The sequence below is a fragment of the Aquaspirillum soli genome, assembly GCF_054781915.1.
Genome location: NZ_BAAGTM010000002.1, coordinates 28463 through 42885, shown reverse-complemented (window position 1 = coordinate 42885; position 14423 = coordinate 28463). Strand labels below are relative to the sequence as shown.

10 protein-coding genes are annotated in these 14423 nt (G+C 51.6%); 6 read left to right on the top strand and 4 right to left on the bottom strand.

Annotated features, from left to right (window positions below; translation table 11 throughout):
- Positions 1–33 precede the first annotated feature (33 nt).
- The gene (locus ACYVJG_RS02220; protein ID WP_460429567.1) at positions 34–2409 is read left to right on the top strand and encodes a 3-hydroxyacyl-CoA dehydrogenase NAD-binding domain-containing protein; all 2376 of its coding nucleotides are present in this window, start codon (positions 34–36) and stop codon (positions 2407–2409) included.
- A 16-nt stretch (positions 2410–2425) separates the two neighbouring features.
- A complete protein-coding gene (locus tag ACYVJG_RS02215) occupies positions 2426–3628 on the top strand; it encodes an acetyl-CoA C-acyltransferase (RefSeq protein WP_022654517.1) in 1203 nt (400 codons plus the stop codon).
- Between the two features lie 451 nt (positions 3629–4079).
- Here ACYVJG_RS02215 and cphA read toward each other — a convergent pair whose 3' ends face one another.
- Both cphA and ACYVJG_RS02205 read right to left on the bottom strand, forming a co-directional pair.
- Positions 4080–6677 carry a cyanophycin synthetase gene (gene cphA, locus ACYVJG_RS02210; RefSeq protein ID WP_460429566.1) on the bottom strand — a complete coding sequence of 866 codons (2598 nt, stop codon included), beginning with the start codon at positions 6675–6677 and terminating at the stop codon, positions 4080–4082.
- 15 nt (positions 6678–6692) lie between these two features.
- Positions 6693–8840: a cyanophycin synthetase gene (locus ACYVJG_RS02205; protein ID WP_460429565.1), complete on the bottom strand. Its 2148-nt coding sequence runs from the start codon at positions 8838–8840 to the stop codon at positions 6693–6695.
- A gap of 392 nt (positions 8841–9232) precedes the next feature.
- Between ACYVJG_RS02205 and ACYVJG_RS02200 the strand changes: the two genes are divergently transcribed.
- The 3 genes from ACYVJG_RS02200 to ACYVJG_RS02190 are packed head-to-tail and all read left to right on the top strand — an operon-like array spanning position 9233 to position 12476.
- Entirely contained in the window at positions 9233–11467 is a 2235-nt protein-coding gene (locus ACYVJG_RS02200) for a cyanophycin metabolism-associated ABC transporter (RefSeq protein WP_460429564.1), read from the top strand.
- A 15-nt stretch (positions 11468–11482) separates the two neighbouring features.
- Positions 11483–11980 carry a cyanophycin metabolism-associated DUF1854 family protein gene (locus ACYVJG_RS02195; protein WP_460429563.1) on the top strand — a complete coding sequence of 166 codons (498 nt, stop codon included), beginning with the start codon at positions 11483–11485 and terminating at the stop codon, positions 11978–11980.
- A gap of 16 nt (positions 11981–11996) precedes the next feature.
- Positions 11997–12476, top strand: coding sequence for a MaoC family dehydratase (locus tag ACYVJG_RS02190; RefSeq protein WP_460429562.1), 480 nt, complete (start codon positions 11997–11999; stop codon positions 12474–12476).
- Here the strand turns inward: ACYVJG_RS02190 and ACYVJG_RS02185 are convergent.
- Both ACYVJG_RS02185 and trxB read right to left on the bottom strand, forming a co-directional pair.
- The gene (locus tag ACYVJG_RS02185; RefSeq protein ID WP_460429561.1) at positions 12473–13078 is read right to left on the bottom strand and encodes a Smr/MutS family protein; all 606 of its coding nucleotides are present in this window, start codon (positions 13076–13078) and stop codon (positions 12473–12475) included. The genes ACYVJG_RS02190 and ACYVJG_RS02185 overlap by 4 nt on opposite strands.
- The gene (gene trxB / locus ACYVJG_RS02180) at positions 13078–14037 is read right to left on the bottom strand and encodes a thioredoxin-disulfide reductase (RefSeq protein WP_460429560.1); all 960 of its coding nucleotides are present in this window, start codon (positions 14035–14037) and stop codon (positions 13078–13080) included. The genes ACYVJG_RS02185 and trxB overlap by 1 nt, the downstream gene beginning before the upstream one ends.
- Before the next feature lie 142 nt (positions 14038–14179).
- Here trxB and ACYVJG_RS02175 point away from each other — a divergent pair, with 142 nt between their 5' ends.
- On the top strand, positions 14180–14368 hold the full coding sequence (locus ACYVJG_RS02175; protein WP_460429559.1) for a hypothetical protein: 189 nt from the start codon (positions 14180–14182) through the stop codon (positions 14366–14368).
- Positions 14369–14423: the final 55 nt, after the last annotated feature.

The window sequence follows — 14423 nt, the reverse complement described above, 5'->3', positions numbered from 1 at the left end:
TTTGTTTGTTGAACGTTGCCAACCGAGGAAACCATGTCTCAATCCAACTTTATTGTGCGTAAAGTCGCTGTTTTAGGTGCCGGGGTGATGGGGGCACAAATTGCTGCTCATTTGGTGAATGCCAAAGTGCCAACCATCCTGTTTGATTTGCCAGCCAAAGAAGGGGATAAAAGCGCTATCGCGAAAAAATCGATAGACGGATTGAAAAAGCTTAAGCCTGCCCCGTTCGCAGCCAAAGATCGCGCCGCCTATATCACCCCCGCCAACTACGATGAACACCTCGAGTTACTAAAAGAATGCGACTTGGTGATCGAAGCCATCGCCGAACGCTTAGATTGGAAAGCAGACTTATATAGCAAAGTTGCGCCTTTCCTCGGTGAGCAAACCATTTTCGCCACCAATACCTCCGGCTTATCGATCAATGCCTTGGCACAATCTTGCCCAGAGTCAGTTCGCCCTCGTTTCTGCGGCGTACACTTCTTTAACCCACCCCGCTACATGCACTTGGTTGAGATTATTCCTTGCCAAACCTCTGAAGCAGGGATGTTGGATAACCTCGAGCGTTTCTTAGTCTCGACTTTGGGCAAAGGCGTGGTCCGCGCAAAAGACACCCCTAACTTCGTGGCAAACCGCGTTGGGGTATTCTCGATGTTGGCAACCATCGCCAATGCCGAGAAATACGGTATCCGTTTCGATGTGGTTGATGATTTAACCGGCCCGCGTTTAGGCCGTCCAAAATCCGCCACTTTCCGCACCGCAGACGTGGTTGGCTTAGACACCTTTGCCCACGTTGTGAAAACCATGCAGGACACGCTGCCAAACGACCCTTGGCATAGCCTGTTCCAAAGCCCAAGCTGGCTGCAAACCCTGATTCAAAACGGTGCCCTCGGCCAAAAAACCAAGCGCGGCATTTATAAAAAAGATGGCAAACAGATGTTTGTCCTCAACCCAGCCAGCGGTGAATATGTCGAGGCAGGTCAAAAAGGGGATGATGCGGTTAAAAACATCCTCAAAGAAAGCAACCCAGCACTGAAATTCAAAAAACTGCGCGAAAGCCAACATCCACAAGCACAATTCTTGTGGGCTTGCTTCCGCGATGTGTTCCATTACATCAGCTACCACTTGGCCGATATTGCCGACAATGCCCGTGATTTAGACCTCGCGATTCGTTGGGGCTTTGGTTGGAGCGTTGGCCCATTCGAAACATGGCAAGCCGCTGGCTGGCAACAAGTTGCCACTTGGTTGCAAGAAGACATCGCCGCTGGTCAAACTTTAGCCACAGCCGCCCTGCCTGCTTGGGTGACCGAGGGTGATCGCGCTGGCGTGCATTTTGCCGATGGTTCTTACAATGCAGCACAACAAACCCTATCGCCACGTTCCACCCTGTCAGTCTATCAACGTCAACTGGCGCCGGCTCGTGTCTTAGGCGAAACCGCACCCGATTTAGGGAAAACCGTCTTTGAAAACGAAGGCGTGCGTGCTTATAGCAATGGTGATGGTGTGTTGGTGGTCAGCTTTAATTCCAAAGCACACGCTATCGGCCCACAGGTGTTAGAAGGCGTTAACAAGGCGTTGGACATTGCGGAAGCCGAATATCGTGCCTTGGTGATTTGGCAAACTGAAGAGCCATTCTCTGTCGGTGCTGATCTGCAGTCGATGATGCCAGCCTTTATGATGGGCGATTGGAAAGGTATCGAGAACATTGTCAAGAATTTCCAAGACACCTCGATGCGTCTGAAATACAGCCAAATTCCTGTTGTTGCTGCAACACAAGGCTATGCCTTCGGTGGTGGATGTGAATTTGTGATGCACGCCGATAAAGTGGTTGCCGCTTTGGAAACCTATATCGGTTTGGTGGAAGTGGGCGTGGGTCTGTTGCCAGCCGGTGGTGGATGTAAAGAATTTGCCCTGCGCGCTGCCAATGAAGCCAAAGGGGATGTGCTGGCGGCGGTGAAGGATTACTTCATGGCGATTGCAACGGCTAAGGTCGGCACCAGCGCGCTCGAAGGTCAAGAAATCGGTTTTATTAAGAAAACCGATACCGTGGTCTTCAATGCCTATGAGTTGTTGTATGTTGCCAAACAAGAAGCCTTGGCAATGGCAGAAGCCGGTTACCGCCCACCGTTAAAAGTCAAAGCTTTCCCCGTGGCAGGTCGTGCGGGTGCCGCTTCGATTAAAGGTCAATTGGTCAATATGTTAGAAGGCCAATTTATCAGCAAACATGATTTCACCATTGCCAGTTTGATTGCTGACATCATGACCGGTGGTGATGTTGAACAGGGCACCTTGGTTGATGAGCAGTGGATTTTGGACTTGGAACGCAAAGGTTTTATGCAACTGCTGCGTAACCCACTGACCCAAGCCCGTATTGCCAATATGTTAACCACGGGTAAACCACTGCGTAACTAATTCGGAGAACTGTGCAATGAGCAAGCAAATTCAAGAAGCCTATATCGTCGCAACCACGCGTACCCCTGTTGGCAAAGCCCCTCGCGGCATGATGCGCCATGTGCGTCCAGATGACATGCTGGCCCATGTGTTAAAAGGCGCTTTGGCCCAAGTGCCGGCCCTCGATGTTAATTTGATTAACGATGTGGTGGTCGGATGTGCGTTCCCTGAAGCAGAACAGGGTTTAAACATGGCACGTATCGGTGCTTTGTTGGCGGGTCTGCCCGATACTGTCGGTGGTATCACCATCAACCGTTATTGTTCTTCTGGTATCAACGCAGTGCAAATCGCTGCCGACCGGATTCGTACTGGTGAAGCCGATGTGGTGATTGCCGCCGGTGCGGAATCAATGTCCTTGGTACCGATGATGGGCAATAAGGTTTCGCTCAACCCAGCAATTTTTGCCAAAGATGAGAACTACGCTATTGCTTATGGCATGGGTTTGACCGCAGAAAAAGTGGCCGAACAATGGAAAGTCAGCCGCGACGACCAAGACGCTTTTGCCGTCGAATCACATCGCCGTGCTTTGGCGGCCATGCAAGCCGGTGCTTTCCGTGACGAAATCACACCGTTGGAAGTCACATATCGCACGCCAAACTTGAGCACCGGTGAAGTGGAAAGCCAAGTACGTTTGCTCGATAGCGATGAAGGCCCTCGCGCTGATACATCGTTAGAAGGCTTGGGTAAATTAAGACCTGTCTTCTCGGCCAAAGGCTCGGTCACCGCAGGCAATAGCTCGCAAATGTCCGATGGTGCCGGCGCAGTGGTGTTGGTCTCGGAAAAAGTGCTCAAGCAATTTAATTTGGTACCTTTAGCGCGTTACGTCAGCTTTGCTGTGCGTGGTGTGCCACCGGCTATCATGGGGATTGGCCCGAAAGTGGCCATTCCAGCCGCCTTGCAACAAGCCGGTATCAGCCAACACGATCTGAAATGGATTGAGCTGAATGAAGCGTTTGCGGCTCAGGCGTTGGCAGTGATGCGTGATTTGGAGTTGGATGGTCAAATTGTGAACCCTAACGGTGGTGCGATTGCCTTGGGCCATCCATTAGGCGCAACAGGTGCGATTCGTACTGCGACATTGGTTCATGGTATGCGTCGTCGCGGTGAAACTGGCTACGGTATGGTGACAATGTGTATCGGTACCGGCATGGGTGCCGCAGGGATTTTAGAAATCCTCTAATCCCAACAGTTGTAGGGTAGGCACCACAGTGCCTACCACATCGACCAACGGCAAAACATCACCGTATGTCATCCAGAACCGCCTTGCCCTGAATCGGGTGAGGCGGTTTTTTTTGGTGTTATGTTTTGGCGGTTTGCTTCAAGCCATTTTGCAAAAACGTATGCCGTAACACCGCAGGCGTAGGGTAGATAAGCGTAGTGCATCTACCAACCAACACCTATTGATTGTTTACGACAGGATTTCAGGCAAACATTGCTTGAACACCCCTTTTTAATTAAAGCCATTGTGATTTTATCGAACCAACTGAATTGCATTTGGCAGTGATTTGGTGGATGCGCTATGCTTATCTACCCTACTACTACTGCTTTCTCCATAAAAAAAGAGCGACCCCACTGGCTCGCTCTTTTCAATCCAACACACCCAACAGGCGCACCGTAGCGCGCCGTGATCTTTAAGCCAATGCTGGCGTTGGGCGTTTTGCCTCAGCAATACGCTGCTTAATATGCGCCAGCGCCTCTTCCACCTGATCAATCAAAATCAAACACAAATCACCCGCCTGCAACTGACCTAGCGCATGATCAATCGCCACAAACTCACCTCGCACCTCTTGCACATCACGCGTCCGCGTGGCATCGGCCAATCCCTCACGCAACAACGAAATCACCTCACCGTCGGCGCGTCCACGCTGGCAAGCATCTTGATACAACACCACCGTATCAAATGCATCACCCAAAATACGGGTTTGTTGACGTAAATCCTCATCTCGACGATCCCCCGCCCCACTGATCACCACCATCCGCCGCTGCGCTGGCATGGTCGCAATCGCTTGTGTCAGCGCGTTAATCGCATCGGGATTGTGGCCGTAGTCAGCAATCACCGTGGCTTCAGCATAACTAAACACATTAAAACGCCCCGGGGCGGTGTCGGCATCACTGGTAAACGAGGCCAAACCACGGCGAACTTCATCCCAATCACGCCCTAATGCCCATGCCGCACCCAAGGCCGCCATCGTGTTTTCCACTTGAAAGCCCAACAAACCTTGGCCGGTTAAGGGAATATCAGCGAGGGCAAAGCGTTGCACCACCTGTTCACCTTCGGCCAACACAATCTGCCCTTGCTCAACAAACACCACCCGTTTACCGGCGGCACGATGCGCTTGCAAAACGGGATGAGAGGCCTCGGAAGCAAAGAAAGTCACCTGTCCCGGGCAGTTATCCGCCATATTCGCCACAATCGGATCAGCCGCATTCAACACCGCCATGCCGGTTGGGGAGACATTTTGCACAATCACCCGCTTGACCACAGCCAGATCTTCTACTGTGCTGATATACGACAAACCGAGATGATCGCCTAAACCGATATTGGTGACGATGGCCACATCACACTCATCAAAGGCCAAACCTTCACGCAATACCCCACCCCGTGCGGTTTCCAACACCGCCGCATCGACATCCGGATGCAACAACACATTGCGTGCACTGCGTGGGCCGGCGCAATCGCCGGTATCAATTCGCTGCTCACCGATATACACGCCATCGGTGGTGGTCATCCCCACACAATCGCCGTGCATTTTCAGCAAATGCGAGGTCAACCGTACCGTAGTGGTTTTGCCGTTGGTACCAGCCACCGCCACAACAGGAATGCGGCCATTACTTTGATTCGGGAATAATTCGTTGATGATGGCTTCGCCCACTGCACGCCCCTGACCAAACGAGGGTTCGAGGTGCATCCGCAAGCCGGGGGCGGCGTTGACTTCAACAATGCCACCGCCTTGATCCTCTAAGGGGCGGTCAATCGCTTCACACACAATATCCACACCACAAATATCCAACCCCACCATCTGGGCCGCTTCAATCGCCCGTGCAGCTAATTCGGGATGAACTTGATCGGTGACATCGGTGGCAGTGCCACCGGTGGAAAGATTGGCATTATTGCGCAAGACCACTTTTTGCCCTGCAGCAGGAATCGAATCGGCAACAAAGCCTTGAGCCTGCAAGCGCGCCAGCGCAATATCGTCAAAACGGATTTTGGTTAAAGAAGTGGCATGACCTTCACCACGGCGCGGATCGGCATTCACCTGATCGACCAGCTGGCGGATGGTATGCACACCATCACCGATCACCAACGGCGGTTCACGACGGGCAGCGGCAATCAATTTATCACCCACCACCAATAAACGATAATCCTGACCCGGCAAATAGCGTTCCACAATCACTTCATCACTGATCGCCTCAGCCGCTGCATACGCACGCAGGAAATGGTCATGGTTGTCGATGTTCACCGCCACCCCTTTGCCTTGGTTGCCATCACGCGGCTTAACCACCACCGGCAAACCAATGTCCAACGCGGCTTGCCAACCTGCAGCAGCATCGGTGACTGAGCGTCCTTGTGGTACAGGGATACCAGCGGCGTGGAGTAAGGCTTTGGTCAAATCTTTATCTTGGGCAATCGATTCTGCCACCGCGCTGGTGCAATCTAATTCAGCGGCTTGAATGCGGCGTTGTAACTTCCCCCAGCCCAATGTCACCAAACTGCCATCGGTCAAACGGCGGAAAGGAATATGACGGGCTTGGGCCGCATCCACAATCGAGCCGGTGCTCGGCCCTAGGCGCAGGTCTTCATCTAATTCATGCAATTTGGCGATGGCGGCAGCCACATCAAAAGATTGCTGTGCTAACACAGCGGCAATCAATTGCTCGGCATACTCAAATGCCAACCGTCCGACTTGCTCTTGGGTGTATTGCACCACCACTTGATAGACACCAATCTCTACCGTCTGCGTGGTCTTACTAAAACGAATCGGCGAACCAGCGGTAGCTTGCAGATGAAATGCCACACGCTCTAACACTTGTGCCAGCGATACCGGCAAGGTTTGCCCTTCTGTTGCCAACTGTCCCAAACTGGGCAGCGTTTGCCGCAGGTTTGCTTCAAAATTTGCCAACAATGCCACATCACATTCATTGGGGGCACACGACACAATCGCTTCGATGGCGGTGTGGCGGCTCCACAGATTCGGTCCCCGCAGGGCACGCAGACGAGAGAGTTCCATAACAAACGAGTCCTTTTATACGGAGTAAGAGACAGACCAAGTTGGCAAAGCAGCCACCCGCTCAAGCAAGCTTGCCGGTGAAACATTCATTGCCCAAGCGGTGGTTAAAGCCGCGAGCTGTGCGATTGAGAACGACTGAGAGATGGCCAGCGATTGCGACTGCTGCCCCTCATGGAATACCAAGGTGTTGTGCTGCTGTTGCAATACCCGCCCACCTTCAGCCAGATGGGCAATTAAGGCGGGAGATAACGGCTGTTGAGTGAAGAACGACACCGCACCATCAGACAAACGGGCCATCTCTGCCACCAGCGCATCATCAGCGTTTAACACTGCCGCACCACTGGCCAGCACCACATCAATCTGACACCGGAAGATAGAAGAGACTTTTTCTGGGCTGTCGATATAGAACGGCCCCAGATGCGCATTGACGTCAATGTCGGTCAACACCCCAATATGACAACGATCATAAGAAAAGCCTTCACTCAACAAGCCCTCGGCTGTGTGCTCAATCACCGCCACATCAACAGCGCGGTTAATCAACAACCGTTGTCCCGCTTGCCATTGCCGTTGGTCGCCACTCGCCAAACAACGTTGGTTGAGATACAAGCCATTCGCGCCAGCCAGACCCACGACTTTTTTCGGGCTGTCTTGCAATAAGGCCGCTGTCAGCGCAGCCGCTTCGCTGCTGTGCTGCGAGCCCATCACACCAATCACCGGAATACGACCTTGTTCACCTTCCGCAAACAAATGATCGACAATGGCACGACCAACAGGGCGCGGTTGACCTGCCGCCGGTTTTAAGTGCATTAACAACCCCGGGCCAGCATTGACTTCGACAATCGCCCCGCCTTGTTCCGCCAATGGCCGCGAAATATCTTCTGCCACCAGATCGACACCGGCAATATCCAATCCAACTACCCGTGCCGCCAACGCCACCACTGCCGCCACGTCAGGGTGCACTTCATCGGTGCAATCAAACGCAACGTTGCCATTGCGTTGAATCAACACCGACTGTCCCAATGCAGGAATCGACTCACCATCGACAAGGCCTTGCCGTTTCAACTCTAACCGTGCCGCAGAATCAAGACGGACACGATTTAAGGGATGTTCTTCGCTGCTGCCGCGCCGAGGGTCGCTGTTCAGTTGACTGTCAATCAAGGCATCGACGCTAGACACGCCATCACCCACAATCCATGCCGCTTCACCACGTGCAGCGGCAACCACTTTTTTGCCAACCACCAATAAGCGATGTTCATTACCCAATACAAAACGCTCAACAATCACGCCACTGCCTTCTTCCACCGCAATGGCGTAGGCTGCTTCGACTTCTGCCTGAGTCATCAAGCAAGTAAACACGCCGCGCCCATGATTGCCGTCGTAGGGTTTTACTACCACCGGTAAGCCAATATCCTGCGCAGCATCCCACGCATCCGCCGCGCTTTCGACTAAACGCCCCTCGGGTACGGGTACACCACAAGCTTGTAACAACGCTTTGGTCAGGTCTTTATCACGCGAAATACCTTCGGCGATGGCACTGGTGCCGTCACTTTCTGCTGTCCAAATACGGCGCTGGGCTTTGCCATAGCCTAATTGGACTAAATTGGCGTCATTAAGACGGATATAAGGAATATCCCGATCATCCGCAGCATCAACAATGCAAGCGGTGCTTGGCCCCAAACACTCGTCATCCGCCAAATCGCGCAGGGTTTCCACTGCGTCGGCCAGATCGAAGCTTCGATCTTCAATCGCTGCCATCAGCAGATCACGAGCAAAGTACAAGGCGCGGCGGGTCAGCGGTTCGTGCCATGCCCGCACGACGACCTTATAAACGCCGCGAATTGGGGTTTCTCTGGCTTTACCAAAACCACCGGGGAAACCGGCTAAGGTTTGGAGCTCAAGCGTGATGTGTTCCAAGATATGACCGGGCCATGTGCCCTCTTGCACACGACGCAAAAAACCACCGCGTTCACCATAGCTACAACGGTGTTCAATCAACCCCGGCAACCAAGTGGATAAACGCTCGTATAAACCGGGAATGGTATTCGAAGGACAATCCTCTAAATCGCCAATATCAACCCATGCTTCTAATACGGGACGATATGTCCAAATATTGGGACCGCGCAGCGAAATAATGTTCAGAAATTCAATGTATTTCTTATTCATAGTGTTTTACCATTTTGCTATGGCTTTTTGCATCGCTTAAATACGCTTGTTTTAACAATATGTTTTTTTGCATTAACAGCTGTTGTACAAGCGCGTTGATTTGGCTGGCACTATACACTTTGCGCGCCAGCAATTAAACTGCGCGCTGTTTGTTACCAAAACAGACACTTTTTACACAAGCCATTGTTTTTACAAGATTTCTTTGTATTGAGCGTAGTTTTTACACAAATTGTTACATATTCGATGCAGTGCAACATGGTGCAAATCGCCTTTTGTAACAGAATGTAATGCAAAGTAATCGATTGAAAAGAAAAAACGGTCTGTTAATCGCTTTGCGCGAGCGTGTGCGGTAACATTTTCTGTGCAGAATCCGTGTTATAGGTAAAATAACGATGAAAATAACAACGGCAGAGCTAGTTAAAAGCTCGGATATCACTGCCTTATTCAATTCAGGCGAAAAAGTGATTGTCCGGTTAGAAATGGATTTAACCACTGACTTACATTTTGTCAGCAGTGAATTGATATTAACTAACCAACGCTTATTCAGTCAGGTGGCAGGACAAGCAGAATGGCAAGTCTGGCCACTCCATGAGGGCCTGCGCTTGGTACGCTCGGATCATGCGGGGGTCGGCTTGCTCGAATTGGGTACGGCGCAAGAGCGCTTGACCTATTGGCGCTATCGACTGGGCCGTGATGAGGCAGTCCGGCGTTTGGTTGACCAATTCGAACAATTGCAACATCAAACCCATCTTGATGATGGCAAACACTATTGTGATAGTTGCCATGCTGAATTGCCCGAAGGCGAAGACAGTTGCCCACAATGTGATAACCCCGAACTGACACCGCCTTCGACATGGACTTTGCTACGGCTGTGGCGCTTTGCCCGACCATATCAAGGCCAGCTATTGCTCGGCTTTCTGTTGACGTTAGCGTCCACCGCTGCCACCTTGGTACCGCCTTATCTCACCATGCCATTGATGGATAATGTGTTAATCCCGTTCCAAAACGGTGTGCCGATTGACCCTTACACCGTGATGTTGTATTTGGGCGGTTTATTGGGTGCGGCCTTGTTGGCGTGGGGTTTAGGCTGGGCGCGAACCTATATTTTGGCTTTGGTCAGTGAACGCATCGGGGCCGATCTACGCACAGAAACCTATGAACATCTCTTAAAGCTGTCGTTGGAGTATTTCAGCGCAAAACGAACTGGCGATTTGATGGCGCGCATCGGCTCGGAAACCGACCGTATCAACGTTTTTTTGTCTTTACATCTGTTGGACTTTGCCACCGATGTCTTGATGATCACCATGACAGCGGTGATTTTGTTCTCGATCAATCCGTGGTTGGCGTTGGTGACTTTGCTACCCCTGCCGTTAATCGCGTGGATGATTCATGTCGTGCGCGACCGTTTGCGTACCGGCTTTGAAAAAGTCGATCGTATCTGGTCACAAGTGACCAATGTACTCGCCGATACCATTCCCGGAATTCGCGTGGTCAAAGCCTTTGCCCAAGAAGAACGCGAAACCGGACGCTTCCGTGATGCCAACCAATACAATCTTGCAGTCAATGATAAGGTCAACCGCGTTTGGTCATTATTCACACCAACTGTAACTTTATTGACCGAGATTGGCTTGTTAATTGTCTGGGGGTTTGGGATTTGGCAAGTCTCACAAAATCAAATCACCGTCGGGGTTTTAACCGCCTTTTTAGCCTATATCAGCCGCTTTTATCTGCGGTTGGACTCGATGAGCCGCATTGTGTCGGTAACACAAAAAGCTGCCGCCGGTGCCAAACGGATTTTTGACATCCTCGATCATGTTTCCAGCGTGCCAGAAGCCAGCCAGCCGCAACAACTGGCCGAGGTCAAAGGCCAAATCGAGGTCAAACAATTGGGCTTCCGCTATGGCAATCGCACCATCTTGCGCGACATCAACCTTAGCATCCAACCCGGCGAGATGATCGGCTTGGTGGGCCACAGCGGGTCAGGCAAAAGCACGTTGGTGAATTTGATGTGTCGTTTCTACGATGTCTCAGAAGGCTGCATCAAACTAGACGGAATTGATATTCGCCAGTTGCCGATAGCGCAATATCGCGGCCAAATTGGTTTGGTGTTACAAGAGCCGTTCTTATTTTTCGGCACCATTGCTGAAAATATTGCCTACGGTAAACCGAATGCAACTCGGGCAGAAATTGTCGCTGCCGCCCGCGCCGCCCACGCCCATGACTTTATTTTGCGATTGCCTCAAGGCTATGACTCACTGGTGGGAGAACGTGGTCAGGCCTTATCCGGCGGGGAAAGACAGCGCATTTCGATTGCGCGTGCCTTGTTAATCAATCCAAAAATTCTGATTTTGGATGAAGCCACCGCTTCGGTGGATACCGAGACCGAAAAAGAAATTCAAAAAGCTTTGGATAATTTGGTGAAAGGCCGTACCACCATCGCCATTGCCCACCGCCTATCGACGCTGCGGCAGGCAGATCGCCTTGTGGTGTTAGATCGTGGGGAAGTGGTGGAAGTGGGGCAACACGATACCTTGTTGGCTCAACAAGGGCATTATTTCCGTCTTTATCAAGCCCAAGCCAAATTAAATGAAGAAGCCCATGCCAGCTTACAGGGCGCCACCGAATAACCTAGGAAAGTCATCATGATGCACGATCCTTCGATTGCTGATTATCTAGCGCTCGATTTTGAGTTAAACCGTAATAATTTTGGTCAGTTGGTTCTGACTACCAATGATGAACAAGTGCATATTGGTGTCGTGCCGGTGCGGGCGTTTCCGATTGAAGCACCCGACGAGGGCATTTCTTTGGTCAGCAGTGATGGCCATGAGTTGGTATGGATTGAACGCCTGACCATGTTGCCGCCGCGCTTACGCAGCTTGGTATTAGAAGAGTTGGCACAACGTGAGTTTATGCCGGAAATCCGGCGCCTGTTGGCGGTATCGAGCTTTGCCACGCCTAGCACGTGGCAAATTGAAACAGACCGAGGCACAACAGAGTTAACATTAAAAAGCGAAGATGATATCCGCCGTCTTGGTCGCCACCATCTTCTGATTAGCGACCGCCACGGGGTGCAATTTCTGATTCGCGACCTCAATCAACTTGATCGCTATAGCCGTAAATTATTAGATCGCTTTTTCTAATGGAGTTGTTTCTGTAATGAGTTTGTTAGAAACCTTACCCGCTACGTTGTATTTTGAAGATTTTGAAGTAGGGATGGTATTCACCAGCCCTACCCGCACCACTTTGAGCGAGGCGGACATTATCGCCTTTGCACAGCAACATGACCCACAACCGTTTCATACCGATCCGATTGCCGCTAAAACCACGTTTTTTGATGGTTTAGCCGCCAGTGGCTGGCAAACCGCATTGGTTGCGATGCGGCAGTTTGTCGATATGTTGGCTCATCGTGTCGCCGGTGGTTTGATTGGGATGTCGATTGACCAATTACGTTGGCCGCGCCCAACGCGGCCCGGTGATACCTTACAAGCCAGTGTGGAAATTTTGGGCAAGAAAGCCTCTCGTTCAAAACCCGGATTTGGCAGCATTCAGCTGCGTTGGGTGGTACACAACCAACATGGCGAGTTGGCCATGTCGTTAGAAAACTCGATTTGGCTGCCTTGCCGTCCACAGTCTTAATCAGTTTGTCGGCGGCGGCGGAGCAAAACCAATACCGCACCACCGCCGGCATCTTCACAAAACGCCAAAACTTCTGGATGTCGCGACAACCACTGTCGCACCAAAGGCTTTAACACCGGCGCACCGGCTGCCGAACCCATCCCCAAACCGTGAATCACCCGTACCGCTTGACCGCGTTGTTGTGCCAAAAACAAAAAGGTCAACAACCGTTCCTCCGCCTGATGACGGCTTGCCCCATGCAAATCAATCTCGGCCACCACCGGCCAATGCCCTGCTCGTAATTTACGCAATACCTGATGTTGGATACCCGTTCGCAAAAAGTGTGGCGGCACTGTTTCAGCATCAAAATAGTCAAACGCATGTGCCATTTCAGCATGAGAAGCAGGAATCGGTGAATGAACCGGACGTTGGCGAGGATGCGGTGAGGGGCGTGGAGATGGATGTTGCACCCGTGGTTCAACCGCCAACGGCACAACATCAGCAAATAACTGTCGAAACTCAGGCTCAGGAGGCGGCGGCGCGACGGGCGGAGGAGAGGGGGAAAGGCGCACAGCGCGCAGCGCCGCTTTGAACGGAGAATAGGCCACTGTGCGCTTGACCATTATGCCGAAGCAAGCCCATCAAGATAGCGCTCGGCGTCCAGTGCCGCTTGGCAACCGGAGGCCGCCGAAGTAATTGCTTGGCGATAGATATGGTCTTGCACATCACCGGCGGCGAAAACACCGGGTAAATTGGTAGCAGTGGCTTGGCCTTGATGACCGCCTTGGGTCACGATATAGCCATTTTCCATCGTCAGTTGATCGACGAATAAATCAGTGTTGGGTTTATGCCCAATCGCGACAAAGACCCCAGCCAAATCCAGTTGTTTGGTGCTGTCATCTGCGGTAGAGCGTAAGCGAACACCCGTTACGCCGGAAGCATCGCCTAACACTTCATCTAAAGTATGGTTCCACTCAACAGTGATTTTGCCTTCGGCCACTTTCTGCATCAGTTTATCGGCCAGAATTTTTTCACAACGGAATTTATCGCGGCGGTGTACCACGGTCACATGATCGGCAATATTCGCCAGATACAAGGCCTCTTCCACGGCTGTATTGCCGCCACCAATCACGGCCACTTTTTGTTTCTTGTAGAAGAACCCGTCACACGTCGCACATGCCGACACCCCCTTGCCTTTGAAGGCTTCTTCCGACGGTAAACCCAAATACTGCGCTGAGGCACCGGTGGCAATAATCAGGGCGTCACAGGTGTATTCCCCTTGGTCACCGATCAGGCGCATCGGCTTTTCAGTCAGTTTTGCGGTATGGATATGATCGAAAATAATTTCAGTACCAAAACGCAAGGCATGTTTTTCAAATCGTGCCATCAATTCTGGCCCCATCACACTGTCGGCATCGGCTGGCCAGTTATCAACATCGGTGGTGGTCATCAGTTGGCCGCCTTGCGCCATGCCAGTGATAATCACTGGATTGAGATTAGCACGAGCTGCATACACTGCAGCAGTATAACCCGCTGGGCCAGAGCCGAGGATAAGAAGGCGTTGATGGCGAACTTGAGTCATGGCGAAATCCATTTCTTGGCAAATAAAACATCAGAAAAACAGCTAGGATGCCGATATGGGGCTAGAAGATCGGGCTTAAAGCCCCTATTCTGGAACAGAGGCCGATCATTGTCGTTTCACCGTTAACCAAGGGATGTGCAGCATGAATACCATCGATACCCAAACCCAAGCCATGAATGTTCTCGATCCAGCGCCTTCTCCTGCATTGAAAAAGGCGGCGGAAAACCAAGAACAGGTTGCAAAACAAGCTCAGGTGCAAGCACAACAAGAAGCTGAACCGAAAAAACCAGACAACCCTAACATTGGCAGCAATATCAACTTGAAGGCCTAACACGTCGACAACCTCGCCACGGCATTGGCAAAGAAAAACGCGGGAACAACCCGCG